The 22,465-nt window shown below is 71.4% G+C and carries 26 protein-coding genes; 7 read left to right on the forward strand and 19 right to left on the reverse strand.

Going from position 1 to position 22,465, the window contains the following annotated elements; genetic code table 11:
* Positions 1-17 precede the first annotated feature (17 nt).
* From ACFC0G_RS25660 to ACFC0G_RS25675, 4 genes are all read right to left on the reverse strand, one after another.
* Positions 18-2,012, reverse strand: coding sequence for a tetratricopeptide repeat protein (locus ACFC0G_RS25660; protein ID WP_376407083.1), 1,995 nt, complete (start codon positions 2,010-2,012; stop codon positions 18-20).
* Between the two features lie 66 nt (positions 2,013-2,078).
* The gene (locus ACFC0G_RS25665; protein WP_376407085.1) at positions 2,079-2,741 is read right to left on the reverse strand and encodes a DUF5063 domain-containing protein; all 663 of its coding nucleotides are present in this window, start codon (positions 2,739-2,741) and stop codon (positions 2,079-2,081) included.
* Between the two features lie 35 nt (positions 2,742-2,776).
* Complete coding sequence (recR, locus tag ACFC0G_RS25670; RefSeq protein ID WP_376407087.1) at positions 2,777-3,376, reverse strand: recombination mediator RecR; 600 nt, start codon at positions 3,374-3,376, stop codon at positions 2,777-2,779.
* Between the two features lie 71 nt (positions 3,377-3,447).
* Positions 3,448-3,783 (reverse strand): YbaB/EbfC family nucleoid-associated protein, encoded by a 336-nt coding sequence (locus tag ACFC0G_RS25675; RefSeq protein ID WP_376407089.1) that lies wholly within the window; start codon positions 3,781-3,783, stop codon positions 3,448-3,450.
* A gap of 270 nt (positions 3,784-4,053) precedes the next feature.
* Between ACFC0G_RS25675 and ACFC0G_RS25680 the strand changes: the two genes are divergently transcribed.
* A complete protein-coding gene (locus ACFC0G_RS25680; RefSeq protein WP_376407226.1) occupies positions 4,054-4,794 on the forward strand; it encodes an SLATT domain-containing protein in 741 nt (246 codons plus the stop codon).
* 30 nt (positions 4,795-4,824) lie between these two features.
* On the opposite strand, the gene ACFC0G_RS25685 is transcribed toward ACFC0G_RS25680, so the two are convergent.
* From ACFC0G_RS25685 to ACFC0G_RS25695, 3 genes are all read right to left on the reverse strand, one after another.
* Positions 4,825-5,475, reverse strand: coding sequence for a hypothetical protein (locus tag ACFC0G_RS25685; protein WP_376407091.1), 651 nt, complete (start codon positions 5,473-5,475; stop codon positions 4,825-4,827).
* 149 nt (positions 5,476-5,624) lie between these two features.
* A complete protein-coding gene (locus ACFC0G_RS25690) occupies positions 5,625-6,335 on the reverse strand; it encodes a GntR family transcriptional regulator (protein WP_376407093.1) in 711 nt (236 codons plus the stop codon).
* 92 nt (positions 6,336-6,427) lie between these two features.
* Positions 6,428-7,792 (reverse strand): aspartate aminotransferase family protein, encoded by a 1,365-nt coding sequence (locus ACFC0G_RS25695; RefSeq protein WP_376407095.1) that lies wholly within the window; start codon positions 7,790-7,792, stop codon positions 6,428-6,430.
* A 143-nt stretch (positions 7,793-7,935) separates the two neighbouring features.
* Between ACFC0G_RS25695 and ACFC0G_RS25700 the strand changes: the two genes are divergently transcribed.
* Positions 7,936-8,541, forward strand: coding sequence for a DJ-1/PfpI family protein (locus tag ACFC0G_RS25700; RefSeq protein ID WP_376407097.1), 606 nt, complete (start codon positions 7,936-7,938; stop codon positions 8,539-8,541).
* A complete protein-coding gene (locus ACFC0G_RS25705) occupies positions 8,538-9,011 on the forward strand; it encodes a MarR family winged helix-turn-helix transcriptional regulator (protein WP_376407099.1) in 474 nt (157 codons plus the stop codon). The genes ACFC0G_RS25700 and ACFC0G_RS25705 overlap by 4 nt, the downstream gene beginning before the upstream one ends.
* Before the next feature lie 10 nt (positions 9,012-9,021).
* On the opposite strand, the gene ACFC0G_RS25710 is transcribed toward ACFC0G_RS25705, so the two are convergent.
* Genes ACFC0G_RS25710 through ACFC0G_RS25725 form a run of 4 tightly spaced genes read right to left on the reverse strand, consistent with a single transcriptional unit; the run spans position 9,022 to position 11,036 of the window.
* Complete coding sequence (locus tag ACFC0G_RS25710) at positions 9,022-9,420, reverse strand: type II toxin-antitoxin system VapC family toxin (protein WP_376407101.1); 399 nt, start codon at positions 9,418-9,420, stop codon at positions 9,022-9,024.
* Positions 9,417-9,683, reverse strand: a complete 267-nt coding sequence (locus ACFC0G_RS25715; RefSeq protein ID WP_376407103.1) for a hypothetical protein — start codon at positions 9,681-9,683, stop codon at positions 9,417-9,419. Before ACFC0G_RS25715 ends, ACFC0G_RS25710 begins: the two co-directional genes overlap by 4 nt.
* Before the next feature lie 58 nt (positions 9,684-9,741).
* Complete coding sequence (locus ACFC0G_RS25720) at positions 9,742-10,533, reverse strand: DUF2785 domain-containing protein (RefSeq protein WP_376407105.1); 792 nt, start codon at positions 10,531-10,533, stop codon at positions 9,742-9,744.
* A 47-nt stretch (positions 10,534-10,580) separates the two neighbouring features.
* Positions 10,581-11,036: a hypothetical protein gene (locus tag ACFC0G_RS25725; protein ID WP_376407107.1), complete on the reverse strand. Its 456-nt coding sequence runs from the start codon at positions 11,034-11,036 to the stop codon at positions 10,581-10,583.
* A gap of 156 nt (positions 11,037-11,192) precedes the next feature.
* On the opposite strand from ACFC0G_RS25725, the gene ACFC0G_RS25730 reads away from it, so the two are divergent.
* The gene (locus tag ACFC0G_RS25730) at positions 11,193-12,029 is read left to right on the forward strand and encodes a helix-turn-helix transcriptional regulator (protein WP_376407109.1); all 837 of its coding nucleotides are present in this window, start codon (positions 11,193-11,195) and stop codon (positions 12,027-12,029) included.
* On the forward strand, positions 12,026-12,262 hold the full coding sequence (locus tag ACFC0G_RS25735) for a DUF397 domain-containing protein (protein WP_376407111.1): 237 nt from the start codon (positions 12,026-12,028) through the stop codon (positions 12,260-12,262). The genes ACFC0G_RS25730 and ACFC0G_RS25735 overlap by 4 nt, the downstream gene beginning before the upstream one ends.
* Here ACFC0G_RS25735 and ACFC0G_RS25740 read toward each other — a convergent pair whose 3' ends face one another.
* The 4 genes from ACFC0G_RS25740 to ACFC0G_RS25755 form a co-directional block, all read right to left on the reverse strand.
* Entirely contained in the window at positions 12,263-13,153 is an 891-nt protein-coding gene (locus ACFC0G_RS25740; protein WP_376407113.1) for a glycoside hydrolase family 19 protein, read from the reverse strand.
* A gap of 178 nt (positions 13,154-13,331) precedes the next feature.
* The gene (locus ACFC0G_RS25745; protein WP_376407115.1) at positions 13,332-13,736 is read right to left on the reverse strand and encodes an FG-GAP repeat domain-containing protein; all 405 of its coding nucleotides are present in this window, start codon (positions 13,734-13,736) and stop codon (positions 13,332-13,334) included.
* Between the two features lie 399 nt (positions 13,737-14,135).
* Complete coding sequence (locus ACFC0G_RS25750) at positions 14,136-14,354, reverse strand: hypothetical protein (protein ID WP_376407117.1); 219 nt, start codon at positions 14,352-14,354, stop codon at positions 14,136-14,138.
* A 110-nt stretch (positions 14,355-14,464) separates the two neighbouring features.
* The gene (locus ACFC0G_RS25755; protein WP_376407119.1) at positions 14,465-15,409 is read right to left on the reverse strand and encodes an NADP-dependent oxidoreductase; all 945 of its coding nucleotides are present in this window, start codon (positions 15,407-15,409) and stop codon (positions 14,465-14,467) included.
* A 172-nt stretch (positions 15,410-15,581) separates the two neighbouring features.
* Here ACFC0G_RS25755 and ACFC0G_RS25760 point away from each other — a divergent pair, with 172 nt between their 5' ends.
* Together ACFC0G_RS25760 and ACFC0G_RS25765 are read left to right on the forward strand one after the other, a co-directional pair.
* Entirely contained in the window at positions 15,582-17,123 is a 1,542-nt protein-coding gene (locus ACFC0G_RS25760) for a PstS family phosphate ABC transporter substrate-binding protein (RefSeq protein WP_376407121.1), read from the forward strand.
* Positions 17,124-17,148: 25 nt separating this feature from the next.
* Positions 17,149-19,041: a serine/threonine-protein kinase gene (locus tag ACFC0G_RS25765; protein WP_376407123.1), complete on the forward strand. Its 1,893-nt coding sequence runs from the start codon at positions 17,149-17,151 to the stop codon at positions 19,039-19,041.
* A gap of 14 nt (positions 19,042-19,055) precedes the next feature.
* Here ACFC0G_RS25765 and ACFC0G_RS25770 read toward each other — a convergent pair whose 3' ends face one another.
* From ACFC0G_RS25770 to ACFC0G_RS25785, 4 genes are all read right to left on the reverse strand, one after another.
* Complete coding sequence (locus tag ACFC0G_RS25770; protein ID WP_376407125.1) at positions 19,056-20,285, reverse strand: hypothetical protein; 1,230 nt, start codon at positions 20,283-20,285, stop codon at positions 19,056-19,058.
* A 193-nt stretch (positions 20,286-20,478) separates the two neighbouring features.
* Complete coding sequence (locus tag ACFC0G_RS25775; protein ID WP_376407127.1) at positions 20,479-20,700, reverse strand: hypothetical protein; 222 nt, start codon at positions 20,698-20,700, stop codon at positions 20,479-20,481.
* A 130-nt stretch (positions 20,701-20,830) separates the two neighbouring features.
* A complete protein-coding gene (locus tag ACFC0G_RS25780) occupies positions 20,831-21,337 on the reverse strand; it encodes a DUF6232 family protein (RefSeq protein WP_376407129.1) in 507 nt (168 codons plus the stop codon).
* Positions 21,338-21,550: 213 nt separating this feature from the next.
* Positions 21,551-22,465, reverse strand: a complete 915-nt coding sequence (locus tag ACFC0G_RS25785; protein WP_376407131.1) for a LysR substrate-binding domain-containing protein — start codon at positions 22,463-22,465, stop codon at positions 21,551-21,553.

Consider the following 22,465-nt stretch of genomic DNA (forward strand, 5'->3'; position numbering starts at 1 on the left):
GAGTCATGATGCGGGACTCAGTCGCCCGACGACACCTGCCCTTCGGCGATTTGCCGGAGGATATGGGTGAACAAGCCTTCATCCAGGCTGGCTTGCAGGTCGGAAAGCATCTCTCGCGCCATCTCCCGAGCGCGATCGACCTCACCCGCTGCGCCCAGAGCGGTTGCGTGGCGGATACCGCTGATGAGGGCGTCCGGATGCGTGGCGCCGAACCGGACCCGCGCGTCCTCGGCCGCCGCCTGGCTGAGCGCGAGAGCCCGTTCCGTCCGGCCCGTGTCCAGGAGGGCCGAGATCAGGGTGATCTCGATGATCCGGACAAGGCCGTCGCCCTCCGGCAGGAGGTCCCTGGCACGGGCGTGGAGCAGTTCGAGATCGGCGGCCGCGACCCCGCGATCGAATCCTGCGGCAATCAGGTCACATCGCGCGCTCAAGGTCTCCCGGGCATCCTCCCCGAGAGACCGGACCGCTCGGTCCACGTTCTCCCGCAGCAGCTCCTCGGCGCGGCCCCGGGAGGACCCGAGGAGGGCCCCTGCCAGCGTCGCGCGGGCTTCGATCGTGCGGGGATCGTCAGGACCGTACGCATGGATGTGGATCGCGAGGAACTCCTCAGGCAGGTCCGGATAGCCGTAGGCGCTCTGTATCACCACAGTCAGGCTGCGCAACGCCCCCAGGGCCCGATCGGCCTCCGCCCCGTTCAGCCGTACGTGGCCGTTCAGCGCCCGGGTGAGGAGCAGGACCGTGCGCTCCGCGGCGGCCATCCCGAGTACCAGTCCAGCCCATTCGAAGAGCGTGACCCACTCCCCGGTGTCGTCGTCCGGTTCCGTGTACCGCGCGAGTGCCTCGACCTGGGCCACGACCGACTGCCACGCACGCGGGTTCGCCCGGATCTCCTCCACGGGCGGCTCCCCGTGCACCACGCCCACGAGCAACTCCCCTGCCTTCACCCGCCCTTCGCCCCCGTCACCCGCGCGCACGACCGCCTGCACCACGCGGTGCACCCCGATCTCGACGCCGTCCAGCGTGATCATGCTGTGCGCGTGCAGCCGTCGTACGGCCTCCGTCACCTCCAGGGGCGTCCCCAGGGGGTCCAGCAGCCGTCGCGGGATGCCCTCCGGGGCCCACCAGGCGAGGACGCCCAGGATCCTTCCGGCCAGCGGGGTGTCCCGGAGTCGGTCCAGGGTCACCTGCCAGACCCGGGCGACGGTCCGGCCCGCCTCGCCGCCCTCCGCCGTCGCCGCGAACATCTCCGCCGGGTACGCGGCCAGCAGGTCCAGGTACGCCCGGGGCGTGATCCCCGCCTCCGCGCAGTACGCGGCCGCCTGCTTCAGCGCGAGCGGCAGGTAGCCCAACTCCGCGCAGAGCGCGTCGAGTCCGTCGGCGGCGTCGGCGTCGCACACACCCGTGAAGAGCTCCGCCGCCTCCCCCGGCCCCAGGACGTCCAGGACCACCGCCCGCCCGACGTCCTGCCAGCCGCTCGCCCGTCGCGAGGTGACGACGATCCGGCCGTTCCCGACGCGCGCCAGCAAGGGGCGCAGGTCGGCGGGGGCGGAGACGTTGTCGAGGACGAGGAGCCAGTCGTCGTGGGTGGCCAGCCACTGCAACGCCCGTTCGCGCAGGGCGTCTTCGGGCAGGACGCCCACGACGCCCGGCTGCATGGCCCGTGCCAGGTCGGCGAGGCCCGCGTCGAGTTCGGCGGGCGTCTCGGCCGTGATCCACCAGACGACCGCGTGGTCGGCGGTCCGGCCCGCGGCCCACCGCGCCGCGAGCGTCGACTTCCCGATGCCGCCGAGTCCGCAGATGACCTGGAGGTCCGAACCCTCGTCCAGCAGGGCCAGTTCGCGGGCTCGGCCCACGAACAGCTGGGTGCGCTCGGGGAGATGGACCAGTCGGGCCGTGGAGAGAGTGAGCGCCTCGGTCGGCAGCACGGTCACGCGGTCACCGGTGTGCACCCACCCGATGTCCCCGCCCGCCGCGACCGACCGGTCGCCCGAGGCGTCTGCCGTCCCTGCCATCGGCCCATGATGACAGGGGTCGGCCCGACCCCGGCCATGATCCGCCGGACAGGTCCTGGCGGTCCGCTACTTCCCGAGCGACCGCAGGCCCAGCGGCGCCGCGATCTCCTCCAGCATCACGCGCCCCGCCTCCTCCGCGAGTTCCTCCTCCGCCAGGTCCTCGTCCGTGTCGAGGCCGTCCAGCTCGGCCAGGGGCTGGTCGAGGCGGACGTGGGCGACGAGGGACTGGAGGGCGCGGAGGGTGGCCGAGGCGGTGGGGCCCCAGTTGGAGAAGTACGAGAACTGCCACCACCACAGCGCCTCGCTGGTGCGGCCCGCGCGGTAGTGGGCCAGGCCGTGGCGGAGGTCGGTGACGATGTCGGCGAGGTTGTCGGAGATCCGGGCCGGGACCGGGGCCTTGCGCGGCTCGTACGGGTCGAAGACCTCGGAGAAGACGTCCACCGGGTCCAGCATCACGGCGAACCGCTCACGCAGGTCGTCGACGTCCGGCTCCGGACCCGTGTCCGGCTCGTACCGCTCGTCCGGGACGATGTCCTCGTGTGCGCCGAGCCGGCCGCCCGTGAGCAGCAGCTGGGAGATCTCCAGGAGCAGGAAGGGCACCGCGCTGTCCGGCTCGTCGCCCTTGGCGACCTCGGTGGTCGCGACGATGAAGCTCTCGATCGAATCGGAGATCTGGACCGCGAAGTCGTCCGGGTCCTGGGTGACGGAGTGCAGTGTGGCGTCAGACATCGAGGAGCCTCCCTGAGAGCGCGCCGGCCCTGTCGTCATACATCTAGCAGCCTCCGTCCCTCGAAGGCACGGCCGAGGGTCACCTCGTCGGCGTACTCCAGGTCGCCGCCGACGGGGAGACCGCTGGCGAGGCGGGTCACCCTCAGCCCCATGGGCTTGATCATCCGCGCGAGGTACGTCGCGGTGGCCTCGCCCTCCAGGTTCGGGTCGGTCGCGAGGATCAGCTCGGTGACCGTGCCGTCCGCGAGCCGTGCCAGGAGCTCGCGGATCCGCAGGTCGTCGGGGCCGACGCCCTCGATCGGGCTGATCGCGCCGCCGAGGACGTGGTACCGCCCCCGGAACTCGCGCGTCCGCTCGATCGCCACGACGTCCTTCGGCTCCTCGACCACGCAGATGACGGTCAGGTCGCGCCGCGGGTCCCGGCAGATGTTGCAGTGCTCCTGCTGTGCCACGTTGCCGCAGACCGCGCAGAACCTGACCTTCTCCTTGACCTCCAGGAGGGCGTGCGCCAGCCGTCGTACGTCGGTGGGCTCCGCCTGGAGGATGTGGAAGGCGATCCGCTGCGCGCTCTTGGGACCGACGCCGGGCAGCCTGCCCAGTTCGTCGATGAGGTCCTGAACCACGCCTTCGTACAACGGAACGCCCTTCTCAGAGGTGCTTGATTCTTACGGTAGTGGCTGGAAGTACACCTTTGAAGGCGTACGGGTCAGAAGCCCAGTCCCGGCATGCCGCCGAGGCCCTGTGCCAGCGGGCCCAGCTTGGCCTGCTGGAGCTGCTGCGCGTTCTCGTTGGCGGCGTGCACGGCGGCCACCACCAGGTCGGCGAGCGTCTCCGTGTCCTCCGGGTCGACCGCCTTGGGGTCGATCACGAGGCCGCGCAGCTCGCCTGAGCCGGTGACGGTCGCCCTGACCAGGCCACCGCCCGCCTGACCCTCGACCTCGGTCGCGGCCAGCTCCTCCTGGGCGCGGGCGAGGTCCTGCTGCATCTTCTGGGCCTGCTGGAGAAGCTGCTGCATGTTGGGCTGGCCACCACCGGGAATCACGGTCACTCCTGAGGTTCGGTACGTCCGTATGTCGGGTAAACCCGAGCCTACGTGCTCGCCGCCCGCCCTGCCTCCATCACTCTTTCGGGTGAGAAACTGCGGGCTTCTCTACCTGATCAACACCCTCTTGTGGGCGGAATACCCGGGATTCCGGGCCCGCCGCCCACCATTCGGCGGTAGGAAGGGCAGGCACCACGTGCACCGCACGTCACAGAAGGACACGCGCGCTGAGCTGAACAGAGGAGTCCCCCGGTGAGCCAGCAGCCGGACATGCAGCCGTCGGGTCAGTCCGGGGGGAACGGGGAGAACGGGGAGAACGGGGAAGACACTGCGCGGCCGGACCGCGATCTCTCCGGCACGCCGTTCCCCCTGGGCGACTGGGGCGAGCCAGCCGAACGGCTCGACGAGCTGTACCGCTGGGTCGAGTCCCATGCCCTGCGCACGGCGGAGTGGTACCTCTCCGACCGCGTCTGGAAGCGCCGCAGCGCCCGGATCCTGCGGGTGGGCACCGCCGCCGGCGTGATCGTGGGCGCCGCGCTGCCGCTGCTCGACGTGACCGGGGTGGCGGAGGGCGCGGCCGGCTGGGGCTATCTGTCGCTGCTGCTCGCCGCGGCCTGCCTGGCCTGCGACCGGTACTTCGGGCTGACGTCCGGCTGGATGCGGGACGTGGCGACGGCACAGGCCGTGCAGCGCCGTCTCCAGGCCCTCCAGTTCGACTGGGCCTCGGAGAGCGTCCGGGAGGTCCTGGGGCCCACGGAGGGCACCGCCAGCGAGGCCGCCGAGCGATGTCTGGGCGTGCTGCGCCGCTTCTCGGAGGACGTGACCGAGCTCGTACGGGCGGAGACCGCGGACTGGATGGTCGAGTTCCGCTCGGGCCCGGCGCCGCTGATGCTCCAGTCGGCGGGCGTGACGCCCACGCGCCCGGAGAGCTCCCACCCGTCGGGCCGCTTCCCCCTGCCGCCGGGCACCCGCCCGAACATGCCGCGCCAGCGGCCCCCGGAGGCCCGCTAGGGCCTGTCCGGGGGCGGGTGGCACCACGGCTCAGCTGAGGATGATCATCGAGCCCTGGGCCAGGCTCCGGGTCGCCGCCGCGTGCAGGCCCAGCCACACGTGACGCTCCCGCGCGAAGGGACTGTCGTCGTACGGGATCGGTCCGGCCGGCTCCTCCAGGGAGGTCGGCCGCTCCGGCGGCACCGGGGTCGCCGGCGGGTTCATCGGGTTGATCCCGATCGCGGGCGCCACGAATTCGAGCTCCCGCAGCAGCCCGTACGAGGAGCCGAGCGGGCCGCCTCCCTCCAGGAGCTCGTCGCTGGAGAGCGGCGCCGGGAAGTCGACGGGCACGTAGGCGCCGGCGTGGTCGTAGTGCCAGACCAGGTGTGACTGCTGCGCGGTCGCCTCGAACATCTCCAGGAGCTGTTCGTAGTCGCCGCCGAGCTCGCCGACCGGCTCGACCGGCAGCCCGCACACCTGGAGGAGGTACGCGCGGCGCAGGAAGTGCAGGGCCTCGTAGTCGAAGCCCGCGATCGGGGCGACGTCGCCGGAGAGCCCCGGCATGTACGCGTAGACGGGCACGGTCGGCAGGCCGGCCGCGCTCAGCACGGCGTCGTAGGCCGCTATCTCTTCGGCGAAGGGGTTGTCGGGGCTGTGGCACAGCAGGTCGACAAGGGGGACCAGCCACAGGTCACAGGCCAAGGGAGGCTCGCTCTCCGTCAGTTGCAGGGACGGCCAGGGTAGTCGGCACGGCCGACGACGCCCACCCGCTGAGGAACTGCCCCGGGAGGCCCCGCCTCAACCCGGCCCCCACACCGGGGATCGCCCCGACGGCCCCGCGCCCGTCCCCGTCAGCGCGTGCGGCTGTCCAGGCGGTCAGCCCACTCCAGCGAGTGCGCGTTGTAGTCCCGTACGACCGCGACGGCCGCCTCCGCGTCGCCGCGCGTGACCGCGTCCACCAGGTCGACGTGGCCGCTCCACAGCCAGCCGTGCATCTCCCGCTCGGAGCGCAGATAGGGCACGGAGAAGACCCAGGCCTGGACGCGGAGCCGGTGCAGGAAGTCGGCGATGTAGTCGTTGGCGGCGACCAGGCGGGCCAGCTCGCGCCAGTAGCGGATGTCGTACCCGATGAGGACGTCCAGGTCCCCGGCGCGGGCGGCGCGGGCCGCGGCCTCGCCCCGGCGCCGGATGGAGACGAGCGCGACGCCCACCCCGAGGTCGGGGTCGGCGGACGGGGGGCGCGGGGGCAGGGCGGCGGGCGCGTGGCGGCGGAAGATGCCGTCGACGACGAGCATCCGGGCCTCGACGATCCGCCGGTAGTCGTCGACCGAGTACTGGTGGACGCGGAAGCCGCGGTGCTGGTCGGAGTCGAGGAGGCCCTGCGCGCAGAGGTCGACGAGCGCTTCCCGTACGGGCGTCGCGGACACCCCGTACTGCTCGGCGATCTGTTTGACCGTGAATTCCTGGCCCGGCTGGAGACGGCCCGCGAGCACTTCGTCACGGAGCGCGTCCGCGATCTGCTGTCGCAAGGTGTTGCGGGTGACAGCTCCGCTCGCGGGCATGTGGTCGGTCCCCTCCGTCCGGCTTCGGACACCCTAGTCCAGGCGGAGGGAACCTCCCCGTAGGCCGCTGTCGCGGCCGGGCGATCAGGCGGTTACGCGGTGTACTCGTCGGCCACGGACAGCGCCGCGTCCAGGGCCGCCAGGCCCTCCTTGACCTCCGCCTCGGAGGCGTTGCAGGCGGGGACGGCGTGCGTGCGGTTCATGTTGATGAAGGGCCACAGGCCGTTCTTCTTCGCCGCGGCGCCCACGGCGGCCATCGGCGCGGCGGCCTCGCCGGCGGCGTTGTACGGGACGAGCGGCTCGCGCGTCTCGCGGTTCTTCACCAGCTCCAGCGCCCAGAAGACGCCCATGCCGCGGACGTCGCCGACGGACGGGTGGCGCTCGGCGAGCTCGCGCAGGCCGGGGCCGAGGACGTTCTCGCCGAGGTGGGCGGCGTGCTGGACGACCTTCTCGTCCTCCATCACCTGGATGGTGGCGACGGCGGCGGCGCAGGCCAGCGGGTGACCGGAGTAGGTCAGACCGCCCGGGTAGGCGCGCTTGTCGAAGGTCGCGGCGATCTCGGCGTTGATGGCGACGCCGCCGAGGGGCACGTAACCGGAGTTCACGCCCTTCGCGAAGGTCATCAGGTCGGGCACGATGTCGTAGTGGTCGGCGGCGAACCACTTGCCGGTGCGGCCGAAGCCCGCCATGACCTCGTCGAGGATGAAGACGATGCCGTACTTGTCGCAGATCTCGCGGACGCCGGCGAGGTAGCCGGGCGGCGGGGTCATGATGCCGGCGGTGCCGGGCACGGTCTCCAGGATGATCGCGGCGACGGTCGCGGGACCCTCGAAGGCGATCGTGTCCTCCAGGTGCTGGAGGGCCCGTGCGCTCTCCTCCGCCTCGGTGGTGGAGTAGAAGGGCGAGCGGTAGAGGAACGGCGCCCAGAAGTGCACGACACCGGCGGAGGCCGTGTCGGAGGGCCAGCGGCGCGGGTCGCCGGTCAGGTTGATCGCGGTGGAGGTGGCGCCGTGGTACGAGCGGTAGGCGGAGAGCACCTTCGTACGGCCGGTGTGCAGCCGGGCCATGCGGACGGCGTTCTCGACGGCCTCGGCGCCGCCGTTGGTGAAGAAGATCTTGTCCAGGTCGCCCGGGGTGCGCTCGGCGATGAGGCGTGCGGCCTCGGAGCGGACGTCGATGGCGAAGGCGGGCGCGAAGGTGGTGAGCTTCCCGGCCTGCTCCTGGATCGCGGCGACGACCTTCGGGTGCTGGTAGCCGATGTTCGTGTAGACGAGACCGCTGGTGAAGTCGAGGTAGCGGTTTCCGTCGTAGTCCCAGAAGTACGAGCCCTCGGCGCCGGCGACGGCGAGCGGGTCGATCAGACCCTGGGCGGACCAGGAGTGGAAGACGTGCGCGCGGTCGGCGGCCTTGACGGCCGCGCCGGCCTGGGGATCGGGTGCGGCGACATGAGGGGTCATGGCGTCGAGGGTAAGGAATCGCAGGTGGGGCGGGCCATGGCCATCTTGTCCACCGAGACCGGGCGGGACGCGACACCTTGCTCTGCCGCGCCGCCTCCTCCCCCTTTGTTGACAGCAAACTGTCATCATGACAGTCTTCTGTCATGGGAATCGAGAGCGACACCACGACCGTTCATCTCGCCGTCTACGACACCCTCGCCGACTGGGAGACGGGCCACGCCACGGCCTGGCTCGCCCGCGCCGGCTACACGGTCCGCACCGTCGGCCCGGTCGCCGGGGAGCCCGTCACCACGATCGCCGGGATCCGGATCGTCCCCGACCTCGCGCTCGCCGACCTCCGCCCCGAGGACAGCGCCCTGCTGATCCTTCCCGGCGCCGAGAAGTACGACGAGGGCGACGAGCTCGCCCCCTTCACGGCCGCGGCCCGGGGCTTCCTCGACGCGGGCGTGCCGGTCGCCGCGATCTGCGGCGCCACGGCGGGCCTGGCCAAGGAGGGCCTGCTCGACGACCGCTCGCACACGAGCGCCGTCTCGTTCTACCTCGCCGCCACCGGCTACAAGGGCGGTGACCACTACGTCGACGCGGACGCGGTGACGGACGGGGACCTGATCACGGCGGGCCCGACGGAGCCGGTCGCGTTCGCGCGGGAGATCTTCGCCCGGCTCGGCGCGTACGAGGGCAAGCGGGACGCCTGGTATCGCCTCTTCCACGACTCCGACCCGGCGGCCTTCGTCGAGCTGAACTCGTGAGCCGCCGCGAGCAGGACGCCCTGTCCCGTACGGCCCTGGGCGTGTTCCGCCTCAACGGCCAGTTCCTCGCCGTCTCGGAGAAGCTGGCCGAGCCGGCGGGCCTGACCGCCGCCTGGTGGCAGGTCCTCGGCGCGGTCCTGCCCGAGCCGCTGCCGGTCGCCGGGATCGCCCGCGTCATGGGCATCACCCGCCAGAGCGTCCAGCGGATCGCCGACCTGCTCGTACGGGAGGGCCTCGCGGCCTACGAGCCGAACCCGGCCCACCGCCGCGCCAAGCTCCTCACCCCCACGGAGGCGGGCCGGGCGGCGATCGCCCGCATCGAACCGGGCCACGCGGAACTGTCCGCCCTGCTCGCACACGAACTGGGCGGCCAGGAGGCCTTCGACGAGACGGTACGGGTCCTGGAACGGCTCTCGGAGGCACTGGACGCGGTCAGCGCGCGCTACGAAGCTCCTGGGGCGGCTGACTAGGCGCTGCCGTTCAGCGGCCGATCACGTCCACCGGGCAGCGGATACCGGAGGCGCGGGCCAGGCGTCCGTCCGCGGTGACCAGCGCGCAGCCGTACACCTCCGCCGCGGCGACGTAGGCGGCGTCGTAGGCGGTGAGGTTCCCCCGCAGCTCCCACACGCGGGGCAGGAGGACGCGCGACAGCGGAACGACGGGCTCCAGCTTCGCGAGGGCGGCGACGGCGTCCTCCGCATGCGCCTTCGAGATCTTCCCGCCGAGCAGATTGCCCCGGATCACCGACAGCACCTCGATCGTCCAGTGCTCCGGCGCGATCCACCTGCTGTCGGCGGAGAGGGCCGCCCTGCAGCGGTCACCGATGGCGCCTTCGTCGAGCAGCGAGAACGCGAAGACCGAAGCGTCGACGACGATCACTCGTCGCCCTCCGGCACGCCGAGGACGATGTCGCGCTCCATACGCCCGCCCTGCAGGGCGTCCAGCACATCGGCGGTGTCGAGCCGCGACCCGTACCGCCCTGCGGAGAATCCCTCAAGCACGGCCAGGTTGTCCCTGCGCCGCACTTCGTCGCTCAGCACGTCGAAGAGGTACGCCTGCAACGACTGGCCTCGCTCACCCGCTATGGCCGCCAGCCGGTCACGCAGGTCCTCGGGCACGTCACGAATCTGCAGTGCAACCATGCACACCATGGTTGCATGCACATGTGCATGCACGCAATCGCCCACGTAGCGCGTCCGATCAGCGCCTGACGATGCGGTCGAGGACCTCGGCCAGGCGGGCCTTGACCGCCGGGCCGTGCCGGAGGGGCTGGGGGTCGCCGTCGCGGGTCATCCGGACGCCCCGGTCCGCGAGGACGTACAGCATGCGGAGCGTGCGCAGGCAGTTGGAGAGGTGGGCGGAGACCGGGACGCCGATGGCGTCCGCCCCGAACTCGGCGGCGATCACGCCGAGCCAGGCCGTCGCCTCCTGCTCGCTCAGGTCCGGGCGGGTCAGGACCCGGGCGATCGCCCGCGCCAGCCGGTCGTCCTCCAACTGGTTCCACACGTACGTGGTCGGCGCCGTCAGCCGCGCGGCGGCGACGTCCAGCATCCGCACCGGGTCCACCTCGGCGTGCCGCCCGAGCACGCCGAGGAGGTCCGCCCCGTGCGCGACCGCGTGGAGCCACCCGAGCTTCTCGTCGTACCCCCGCAGGTCCTCCTCCGCCGGATACCAGCGCGCGAACGCCTCCACCCACTCCGGCCTCAACTCCCCCTCGCCCACCAGCATGTCGAGCACGAGCGGGGCGAACGTACGGGCCTGGATCTCCGGGTCGCCGAAGCGGGCCGCCATCTCGTCGCCGAGGGCCAGCCTCCGGGGCCCGTCGATCACCCCGCGCTCGATCCAGGTCGCGAGGACGGAGTACGCCGCCCCGTCGCGGATCCCCGGATCGGGATCCGCGAGCGCGCGGGACAGCCCTGCTGTCAGTTCTTCCAGGTCAGCGGCGTCGGGTATCGCGTAATCAGCGGCTTCGATGCTGTTCCAGTCGGTCACGGCGGCACAATAACCGCATACCGCCGCCTCCCGCCGAGAATAAAATTTCACTGCTCCCGAGCACCGGTCGTGTACGGGTCCGCGTACGCGTACGGATCGGCGAACAGCTCCGTCACGGCGCTCCGCAGGAGCAGCGTGTGGACGAACCGGTCCGGCCCCGTCGGCGGGAACCGCCACGCGAGCGGCCAGGTCCGCCCCGTCAACGCGGGCACGGGTACGTAACTCACCCGGGTCGGCGCCGCGTTGAACCGCGTCACCCCGCGCGGCCACGACCGGTGGCCCGTCGACCCCGGCGGCACCAGGAAGTAGACCCCCTGCCGCCCGTTCGCCTCGATGACGACCGGGCCCGGGTCGCCGCCCGTCAGTACTCCTATCCAGTCCGCGAGCCGCCGCCCCTCCGCACCGTCGACGCGAACGGCGTCGAATTGCACTCCGGCCTTGCGGAGTTGGAATCCGGAACTGGGAATCCAATCCGCGTTTACTTCCCGATTCTCTGCATTCACGAGGACATGTTCCCGCGCCGGCGCTAGCGTTTTCCACGACTGCGGAGGGCGCGTCGGCAACCCCTTGACCTGCACCAACGCACCTCGTGGGCAGTCGAATTCGGCGGGGAGCAGTTGAGACCGGTTGAGACCGGTTGAGTTCGGATGGGGATCGCGATGGCGCGAGAAGAGAACAAGGAATCGGTAGGACCCGCAGCGCGGATGGCGGCGGCGGTGGCGAAGAGAATGCGGGTGAAGAAGGGCCTGACGCAGGAACAGCTGGGCGCCCAGATGGGCTACAGCGGAGCGGCCATCAGCGCGATGGAACGGCTGCTCCACCCGGTGAGCGACGAGATGCTGGTCCTCCTCGAACGCGTACTCGGCGGCGGAACGGGCATCTTCGAGGCGATGCGGGAGCTCGTACGCCTGGAGAAACTGCCGGAACAGTTCCGCGGCTACGCGCCGATCGAGCAGAAGGCGGTGGCGCTGTGGCTGTACGCGAACCACGTCGTGCATGGCCTGTTCCAGACGGAGGCGTACGCGCGGGCGCTGATCGCGGGCGGTCACCCGGAGCCGACTCCGGAACGGGTGGAGGAACTGGTCGTCGGCCGGATGGCACGGAAGGCGCTGTTCGACCGGAAGCCGGTGTGCGAGATCGAGCTCGTACTCGACGAGTCGGTGCTGCGGCGGCCGATCGGGAGTGAGGAGATCATGCGGGAGCAGCTCGTGTACCTGGCGGAGTGCGCGCGGAGGAGGAACGTGAACCTTCAGGTGTTGCCGCTGGATGCGGGGCTGGGGGGTGAGTACGCGGGTGCCCGAGGCGATCTGAACATCGTGGAGACTCCGGCCCATGACCACGTGACCTTCCTGGAGATCCAGGGGGAGAGCCTGCTGATCACCGACCGGGTCAAGGTGAGTACGCACATGCAGCGGTATGCAAAGATCCGAGCACAGGCCCTGGATCCGCGCAGGTCGCTGGGCTTCATCGAGGAGTTGGCGGGAGTACGGAGATGAACGACACCCTGCACTGGTTCAAGTCCAGCTACAGCGACGACGGTGGCGGCAACTGCGTCGAGGTCGCCTTCGACTGGCGCAAGTCCTCCTACAGCGACAGCGGCGGCGGCAACTGCGTAGAGGTAGCCACCTGCGCCCACGCCGTCCACCTTCGCGACTCGAAGGTCAGCGACGGGCCCACGTTCGTCGTGGAGCCCGCCGCCTGGACCGTGTTCGTTGCCTGGCAGGACTGACTAGCAGGACAGGTTCGACCCGGCGGGGACGCCCAGGATCTGGGTGAACTGCTGGTACTTGGTGACCCGGCTCTGCACCTGGGCCGGGTTGCCGCCGTTGCACTCCAGGCTGCCGTTGATCGCCCAGATGGTCTGGCCGAAGCCCGCGCCGTTGACCATGGCGTTGTGGGCGGTCATCGTGCCGGGGCCGTTCTGCGTGTTCCAGTACCAGAGGCCCGTCTGCATGGCGACGGCCGGATCCTGCTCGACCTTCCAGGGGTTGTTCAGCAGGTCGATGCCGAGGGCGTCGCCCGCCGCCTTGTAGTTGAAGTTCCAGGAGAGCTGGATCGGGCCGCGGCCGTAGTACGCGGCCTGGCCGGCCGGGCAGCCGTAGGGCTGGTTCGCGTCGCAGTAGTGCGGGTAGTTCGCGGTGTTCTGCTCGACGATGTAGTAGAGCCCGCCCGTCTCGTGGGAGACGTTCGCGAGGAAGGCCGCGGCCTCCTGCTTCTTCACCGTGTCACTGCCGGTCTTGGCGAAGCCGGGGTAGGACTTGAGGGCGTCGGTGAGGCCCTTGTACGTGTAGAAGGGGTTCCGGCTCGGGAACATCTGGTTGAACTGGGCCTCGGAGACCACGAATCCGGAGGGGTCGGGGTCCGTGCCGCCGCCGCCCGTGCCGCAGACGCCCTCGTCGCGCCAGACGTCGGAGGAGCCCGGGCGCTCGTTCTGGGTCCACCACTTCGCGAACCAGTTGTGGCCGTTGTACGAGGCGGTCATGCCGCCGGTGTAGACGCTGCCCGAGTTCCAGGCGCCGACGCACGCGGGGGCCGCGCCGGCGGTCGCGGAGGGGACGAGTACGGCGAGTCCGACTGCCGTACAGAGAGCGGCGATCAGAGTGATCAGCCTTCGCAGCATGAGCTGTCCTTCCGGGTGGGGTCCGGGTGGGGAAGGCCCAGCGAAGCGTGATTGGTCTGGACCTGTCAAGGTCTAGACCAGAACTTGTGACAGTTGGGGTTCCGGTTGCATACAAAGCGGCCCCGGGCTCGGAGATCCGAGGCCCGGGGCCGACGTGGGGCGAGCAACGCCCGTACTGCTACAGGAGGTTGTACGCCTGGTAGCCGGTGCCGATCTGGGTGGGCGCCTTGAACGGGGACGTGGCGATGCCCGTGCCGTAGTAGCGCATCAGCGCACCGCTGGGCTTGCGGGCGAGGAGGTCCGCCTTGCCGTCGAGGTTGAGGTCGCCGACCGAAAGGAGGCGGTCGTACGCGTTCCAGCCCTGGCCGATCTTCGTACGGCCGCTGAAGGGGGCCTTCCAGTTGCCCGTGCCCTTGTAGAGGTACAGGTAGCCGGTGGACTTCTCCTTGGCGACGATGTCGGGCTTGCCGTCACCGGTCAGGTCGCCCTGACCGGCGATCTGGTCGTACACGTTCCAGCCGCCGCCGACGCGCACGCGGGTGGTGGTGGTGCCGTTCGGGTACGTGAGGTAGCTGTACAGCACACCGGTCTTGTCGACACCGACCAGGTCGGCTTCCTTGGCCCCGCCGATGTTGCCGGGCGAGAGAACCGTCTTGTAGGTGTTCCAGCCCCGGCCGACGATGTCCGCGTCCTGCGAGCCCGAGAAGTCCCCGAAGAAGATCAGCTGACCGTTCTTGAGAACGGTCCACTGGCTGTCGGAGATGCCGTCGTTGTCGTTGTCGACGTCGATGATGTCGGCGACGTCGGCGGCGTCGTCCCCGGTGTTCCACTTGTCGAAGCCGCCGCCCCCCGTGGAGAACCAGATGGTCAGGTCCTGGGTCGTCTTGTGGACGCCGTACGTTTTCGGACCAAAAGGACGGCTCCGGGGCGGCGGATCGCCGCCCCGGAGCCGGCCGGGGAGAGAGCGGGAGGAGCGGGTGCCCTAGAGGGGCAGGGCCGAGGTGACCGTGCTGAGCGCGGCGGGGTTCGCGGCGTCCGTGACGGCGCCCAGGGGGGAGTCGGACTGGCTGGCGCCGGCGACCGGGCCGAGCAGACCGGTCGCGCCCGCCAGGGGGTCGGCCGCGGCGGCGGCGCCCGCTCCGAGGCCGATGGCGGAGGCGGCGAGGGCGAGGGCGGTGAGGACACGCTGGGAAGAGTTCATGCCCCGGCTAACGAGCCCCCGCGCGCCAGGTACCGGTGCATCCGTCATCCACCCCGGGCGGGGGCACCCGGGGTGGACGAGGTTGACCGATCGGAACCGGCCAGAACCGGTCAGATCATCAGGATGATGCGGCCCGGGCGGTGGCCCGCCTCCGCCCGGCGGTGGGCCTCGGCGACCTCCTCCAGCGGCATGACGTCGGCCACCCGGGTGATCAGCTCGCGGGCCGCGACCTTCTCCAGCGTCTCCTTCAGCCGGGCGGCGTCCGGGCGGGCCCGGACGGCCTCGACGCGGATGTTCCGCTCGGCGGCCGGAACCCGGTCGGGAGCGATCGCGACGAAGACGCCGTCGTCCTTCAGCAGCGGAAGGAGCCCCACACCGCCGAAGAGCGCCCCGTCGAAGATTCCGTCCACCCGCTCCGGGGCGGCCTCCATCACCCTGGCGGCCACGTCCTCCGGCGCACCGCGCGGGATGGCGTGGTCCGCGCCGAGGATCTTCAGTTCGCTCTCGTCACCCTCGTGGGCGATGGCCACGACCCGCAGTCCGGCCGCATGGGCGTACTGGAGCGCGAAGCGGCCCACCACGGTGCTCGCACCGGTCACGAGCAGCGTCGCCCCCGCCGGGAGGGCGAGCCGGTCGAGGCCCTGCTGGGCGGTGGCCGAGGCCAGCGGGACGGACGCGGCCACGGTGAAGTCGACGTCGTCCGGGATCGGGGCCAGCCAGTCCGGATCGACCCAGATGACCTCGGCGTACGTGCCCTCGCCGGTCAGCTCCTCGTACCAGTTGACGTAACCGGCCACACGAGTGCCTTCGGCCATCCCGGGCACGGGATCGAGCAGCTTTCCCGCGAAGTCCGTCCCCAGGACGAAGGGGGGCTTGAGCGCGCCGACCGCGTCGGCGTACAGGCCGGCCCGGATCCGCAGGTCCGCCTGGTTCACACCGGCGGCCTTGAGCCGCACGCGCACCCTTCCCGGGACGTCCCCGGCCTCCGGCACGGGCCGGCGGGCCATTCTGAGGACCTCGGGTCCGCCGTAGGCGGTCACTTCGACGACACGCATGGGGTACTCCTCAGCCGGAAAGCCCCCTCGTGGCCATTACACCCACGCCCGCCACCCCCCAGCAACCCCTGTTGACCCGCCCGCGAGTCCCCGCCTGAAGGAAGGGAGAACTCCGGGTGACGGGGGGCTACGCAACCCACCGAACCGCACACACGTGCGTACCGTCGCGCGGGTGGACTGGCTCACCGCTGAGAACCTCATCGCCCTGGGCACCGCGCTCCTCGGTGTCCTCGTCTCCACCGGTGCCGTCTGGTACGAGCGGCGGGTGCCGCACCAGCGGCGGATCGGCTACCGCGTCCAGCTCGACACGACCATCGGGAACGCCGCCGCGAACGGGGCGGCCACCGGCCCCGGCGCGGCCGTACGGCGCGGGTTCTTCAACGCGACCCCGGCCCTGCGGGACGCCACCCTCGTCCTGCTCCGGATCGAGAACGACGGGGCCATGTCGATCGGCGCCGACCACTACACGGACGGTGACGACCACGGACTCACGGTCCAGTTCGAGCGCCGCCGGGTGCAGGCGGTCGTCGTGACCGCTCCCGACCACCCCCGGCTGCTCAGCCACTTCTCCGACAGCTGGGTGGGCCCGGCGGAGGGCGACGCCACGATCCTGCTGCCCAAGGTCCCGCTCAACCGCGGCGCCCACTACAAACTGCTCGTCCTGCTCACCGGCGGCCCGATCGGCGACCCCGTCTCGGTCGACGGCAACATCGCCGAGGGGCACGTCCACGTCAACCACAGCACGACCCCCGACGACAAGCCGCCCGTCTTCAGCCGGGTCGCACGGACGGTCACCGTCGTCCTCACCGTCTGTGTCGTCGCGCTCGCCGCGATCATCGTCCGGGAGCAGACCCCGCCGCCGATCGGCTGCGCCCGGGGCACGCTCACCGTCACCGGCTCGACGGCGTTCGCGCCGGTCGTGCGGGAGCTCGCGAAGAAGTACGAGAAGGACTGCCCGGGCTCGACGGTCAACGTGACCGCGCACGGCTCGACCGCCGGGATACGGGAGCTGGAGGCCTCGGGGGCGCAGCCCGCCAAGGGCTCCCCCGCCGTCGTCGCCCTCTCCGACGGGCGGAAGCCGAACGGCTATCCGCAGCTGCGGGAGAGCATGGTCGCGGTCTCCCTCTTCACCCTCGTCCTCAACGACGGGATACCCGTCGAGAGCCTCACCCTGGACGAGATCCGCCGCCTCTACCGGGGCGAGATCACCGACTGGAACGAGCTGGTCCCCAGCCTCCACCAGCCCGTCCGGCTCATCAGCAGGGACGCCAACTCCGGCACCAGGGAGGTGTTCCAGCGCCGGGTCCTCGGCCGCAACGAGCTGGCCAACTCCTCCCTGAACTGCGAGAGCATCGACGACCCCGCGTCCGCGGTGGTCCGCTGCGAACTCGACTCCACCGAACAGGTCCTGGCGGCTGTCGCCAAGCTCCCCGGCGCCATCGGCTACACCGAACTCCGCAGCGGCAGCGACCTGAAGGGGCTGCACCGGGTGGCCATCGACGGGCGCCGGCCCGTCGTCGAGGAGATCGGCGAGTCCCCCTACCCGTACCGGGAGATCGAGTACGCCTACACCTGGGGGCAGCCGCCGGCCGACTCCCTGACCTCAAGCTTCCTCAACTACCTGATCCGGGGCAGCGGCCAGGACGTCGTCCTCACCCACGGCCATCTGCCCTGCTCCACCCCGAAGGGGCTGCGGATCTGCGGGGACGGCTGACGCGCGGTCTGGCATGCTCGTCGCCGTGGAGCCATTGAACGCGGAAGACCCGGTCGGCATCGGTCCGTTCCGTCTGATCGGCCGTCTCGGGGTCGGGGGGATGGGCCGGGTGTTCCTCGCGCGCTCGGCCGGCGGCCGGACGGTCGCGGTGAAGGTGGTGCACGCCGAGCTGGCCGCCCAGGAGGAGTTCCGGCGGCGGTTCGCCCGGGAGGTCGCCGCCCTTGAGCGGGTCGGCGGGTCGGGCACGGCGCCCGTGCTCGGCTCGGACACCTCCGCGGAGGCCCCGTGGGTGGCCATCGGGTACGTGGCGGGTCCTTCGCTGCGGACCGTGGTCGGCGACGAGTTCGGGCCGCTGCCGCCCGCGACCGTACGGGCGCTCGCCTCCGGGCTCGCCCGCGCCCTCGTCCACATCCACGCCGCCGGGCTCGTCCACCGCGACCTCAAGCCGTCCAACGTCCTGCTGACCGTCGACGGGCCCCGGCTCATCGACTTCGGCATCGCCCGCGCCGTCGACACGGTCGCCGACGGCGGCGGCCTGACCACCACCGGCGCGGTCGTCGGCTCCCCCGGCTTCATGTCGCCCGAGCAGGTCCGCGGCGACCGCGTCACGCCCGCGTCGGACGTCTTCTGCCTCGGCTCCGTCCTCGCGTACGCGGCGACCGGCCGCTCCCCCTTCGGGACGGCCGACAGCGGGGTCCACGCCACGATGTTCCGCATCGCCCACGACGAGCCCGACCTGACGGACCTCGCGCCCGAGCTCGCCGGGCTCATCCGGGCCTGCCTCGCCAAGGACCCGGAGGGACGGCCCTCGGCGGCCGAGATCGTCGAGACGCTGCCGGTCGCCGACCCCTGGCTCCCGGCGGACGTCCTCGCCCGGCTGGGCCGCCACGCGGCCCGCCTCCTGGAGGCGGAGGCCGGGACGGGACCGGTGGGGCAGGACGACGGAAGATCCGTACCGGTCGCCTCCGCCGGGGACCCGACGCCCGCCACTCCCCTGCCGCCCACCGCCCGCACCACACCCCGCCCCCGGCGCCGTACGGCCCTGATCGCCGGCCTCGCGGCCCTCGCCGTGGCCGCCGCCGCCACCGTCACGTACACCTTCTGGCCCGACCCGGACACCGGCGGCGACGAGCAGAAGAACCGGGGCAAGGGCCAGACCGACGGCGTCTCGGCCCGGCCCGCCGGGATCGTCCCGGCCGGCTTCCTCGGCGCCTGGGAAGGCGTCATCCAGGGCACGGCCGACCATCCCCGGGAGACCGCGCGGATCGAGATCTCCCAGGGCGCGGCCGGCGCCAAGAACGCCGTCTACGTCCAGGTCTCCGAGAACCGGCTCTGCATGGGCCGCTCGCGGCTCGTCTCGGCCGACGAGGACAAGGTCGTCTACGGCGAGTCCGACGTCACGGACAGCGTGCCCGCGGAGCGCTGCACGCCCGCCGCCCACCAGACCCTCACCCTGCGCTCCCCCGACGTCCTGGAGTGGACCTCGGGCGCCGCGAAGGCCACCTTCCGCAAGGCGCCGACCGGCACCACCGTCGTCCCCGCCCGCTTCCTCGGCCGCTGGCGCAGCAAGCCCATGCCGGAGGTCTACGGCGACAAGGACGACCGCTTCACCACGGAGGTGACGGTCAGCCAGGGCCCGGTCGGCACGCAGCTCGTCCGCATCACCGACGTCTTCCCGCGCATGAACGACGCCGGCGAGATCACCACCGACATCGTCAGCTGCGGCTCCACGTCCGTCCTCGCGGGCGTCGGCGACCTCCTCGTCATCGGCCCGCAGGTCGAGGACGCGAACAGCGACGCCTCCGAGTGCCCGGAGAACGGCTCCAGTTATCTGGTCGTGGACAAGTGGGAGGGCAAGGACCGGCTCCTCGTCTACCCGATGGTGGACGCGGAGCCGGGTGAGTTCCTGCGACTGTAGGGAGCGGGGCGGGGTTACTCGGGGATGCGGGCCGTGCAGGTGGAGAACGCCTGCGTCAGGACGCAGGAGAAGAGTGCGTTCCAGTCGCTGTTGGTGTCCGCGGCACCCGCCTTCACCGTGGCTACACAGGACTTGTCGGTCAGAGCCCACAGGGATCCGTCCGGCCATCCGGCCTGCTGCGTGCGGTTCTGCACGACGTCGAGGCAGGCCTGCGGTGCCTTCAGGCGCTTGAGCTCGTCCACGAGCTCCAGGTACTTGGCGCTCGTCGTCGCACCGGCCTGCTCGTCGAGCGTCGCCTTGGCGGCGTCCTTGTCCTCCTGGGACGAGTTCGGATTCTGGTAGACCTTCAGCGCCGCGGCGTTCTTCTTCAGGTTCTCCTGGACCTTCTTCTTGTCCTCCGGGTTCGTCGGCGCGGTGCCCGGCTGCTGGACGGCCAGGAGGCCGCCGACGATCAGGTCCGCGAACTCGGCGAAGAACGCCCTGTCCGCGTCGGACACGTTCTTGGCCGCGAGGCCCGCGAGAAGGCTGTTCAGGTCAGTGATGATCTCGCGGTAGGCGGCCTGTTCGTTGCCGGAAAGCTCCGGGTCGGTGGCCCGCTGCTGCGCTTCGCTGAGGCCGACCGCCATCTTGGCGAACCGTGCCTTGGCCTCCGTCGACTGCTTCGGGTCCTTGCTGAGTTCCAGGGCTCCCTTTATCCCCGCCGCGGCGAATCTGGCGCTCTCCTTCTCCTCCTTCGACGCGTCCGGGTCGTTGAGGACGGTGACGATGCTGTCCAGCGACTTCTGGACCTTCGCCTTCTCCGCGGCCGAGAGGCTGGAGTTCGCGATACCGGTCTCCACCTGCTTCTTGATCTCGTCGGGGGTCTGTTCCGGAGGTACGCCGTTCTCGACGGGAGGTACTTCCCCGCCTTCGGGCGGAGGTGGCGGCACTTCCTCAGCGGGAGGCGGCGGCACCTCTTCGGCAGGAGGCGGAACTTCCTCGGCAGGCGGCGGCACCTCCTCGGCGGGCGGGGGCACCTCCTCAGCAGGCGGCGGCACCTCCTCGGCGGGAGGCGGCGGCTGCTCGCCCTCACCCTCGCCGGGAGGCGGTACCGGCTCGTTCACGGCGGTTGCCACGGCCTGGGCCTGTGCCGGGGCCGCGGCGGGTGCCGCCATGGCGGGCATACCTGCCGACAGGGCCAGGCCGGCAGCCAGGATCGACGCGCTCGCAGCCCGGACGACTCGTCGCTGGGCGGATCTGGTCATGGTGAATCCAGGTGCTATTTGTGTGCTGGTCCTTCTTGGGGGCCGACCGGTGAAGGCGGCTCAAGGTGACCGGAGTTCCACGACTCAACGGTGCACAGGAATCACACGACCCACTCTTCTCCCGTGGCCCCGAGTTGGCAACTCGGGGCCGGGGCACCGAACACGCTGAGTGAGAAGGGTCCTTGGAGGGCCGCTAGCCGCCTACGCCGAGTAGTTCCAGCGCCGCCCGGGCCGAGTCGAGGAGCGGCGTGCCGACCGCCCCGAGCAGTGCGGCGATGCCGGCGACCGTCACCAGGGCCCGGCGGCGTACCGGCGTCGCGACGCCCGGGTCGGCCGTGTCGGCGGCGACGACGGGCAGCGCCTCGTCGAAGGCGGTCCGGTCCTCGGGCGCCACCTCGGCGCGCAGCTGCCGCATGAGCGTGACGACGGCCCGCAGCGCCTCCTCCAGGGTGGGCTGCTGCTGGGGCGCGTGGTGGTGGACGATGCCTTGTTGCCGGTGCCGCCGATCATGGTGACCCGGTCGCCGTAGTGGTTGCCCTCGGCCGTCACCGCGACACCCCCGTGTTGTTGTTGCCGCCGATCATGTTGACCGTGTCCCCCGTGTAGTTCCGCATGTTGAGCGTCAGCCGCTCCACCTGGACCCGGAACTCCGCCTCCGGGTTCTCGATCGCGTCCGAGATCCGGCGGACGAGATCCCTGAGCACCGCCTCCTCGCGGCTGGTGACCAGCGCGATCGGATTTCCCGTGGTCGCGATGGCCAGGACCGTGTGCGACGCCCCGCACACGACGATCAGCATGTCCACGAGGGCGTAGACGAGCAGCGCGAGGACGATGAAGCGGATCATGTCCAGGCCGTCGTTGCCGCTGTAGGGGTCGGGGTCGGTGAGGCCACTGGCCACGCCCAGCACCAGCAGGGACACGGCCAGCCACGCCAGGAACTTCATCAGCGCCGCCCTGCGGTTGGGCCGGACGATGTACGTGTGGACGCGGGCGAGGTTCCGCAGCGGATAGCAGGCGCCGTCGACCCACAGCAGGCGTTTGCTGACGCTCACGTCGACGGAGGTGAGACTCCGGGACGGCAGGTGCGGAGTGGCGGACGGGGCGGACGGGGTGGCCGGTATGGCGCCGGGTGTGGCGGCGGGGCTGCCCCACGGCCGCGGAGGTGTGGCGGGAGGTTCGGGCGTTTCCATGCGTCCCCCTGAGACGGAACCACGCGCGAGCGGACACTCATTAAGCGCGCAACACCCTTACTTCACAAGGCGGGTTCAGGCCTCACGTGGACGGACTTCGGCCGCCGCGCGGGCGTAGCCGCGCACGAGGGGGCGGGTGTCGTCGGCGCGCCAGGCGAGGACCAGGCGGCTGGGGGTGACGCCGCGGACGGGGCGGATGGCGACGCCTTCGCGGTCGAGCAGCGGCGCGTTCCCGGTCGCGACCAGGCAGATGCCGAGACCGCCGACGAGCGCCTCGTACGTCTCGTCCACGCCGCCGATCTCGGCGCCGATCACCGGCGGCCGCCCGCCCCGGCAGTCCAATGCCAGCCAGAAGTCGCGGAGTTCGGGTCCGCTGTCCGGCAGGGCGAGGAAGGGCTCGTCGAGGAGGTCGGCGAAGTCCAGGCTCTCGCGCGCAGCCAGCGGATGGGTCGCGGAGAGCGCGACGAGCCGGGGTTCGGCGGCCACGACGACCCAGCGGAACCGGTCCGCGCCGGCCAGCGGCAGCCAGACGAAGGCGACGTCGCTGCCGCCGTCGGCGAGGCCGGCCGTCGGGTCGTCCCAGGCCACCTGGCGCAGCTTCAGCCGGGCCTCGGGGTGGGCCTCGGTGAAGCGGGAGCGGATCGCGGGCAGCAGGCCGCCCCGCCCGGGGCTGGTGCTCATGCCGACGACGAGGGTGCCGTCCGCGGCCTCCCGCGCCCGGCGCACCGCCTCCCGGCCCTCCTCCCAGGCGGCGAGCGCGGCGCGGGCGTGCGGCAGCAGGGCCGTACCGACGGGGGTGAGGGCGACGCCCTGCCGGTCGCGGTCGAAGAGCGGGGCGCCGAGCTGCCGTTCCAGGGCCCGTATCTGCTTGCTGAGCGCGGGCTGGGAGACGTACAGCTTCTCGGCGGCGCGGGTGAAGTGGAGCTCCTCGGCGACCGCGAGGAAGTACCTCAGGTCGCGGCCGTGGACATCGGTGACGGTCATGCCCAT

Origin of the sequence: Streptomyces sp. NPDC056169 (assembly GCF_042268445.1) — a bacterium.
Lineage (GTDB): Bacteria > Actinomycetota > Actinomycetes > Streptomycetales > Streptomycetaceae > Streptomyces.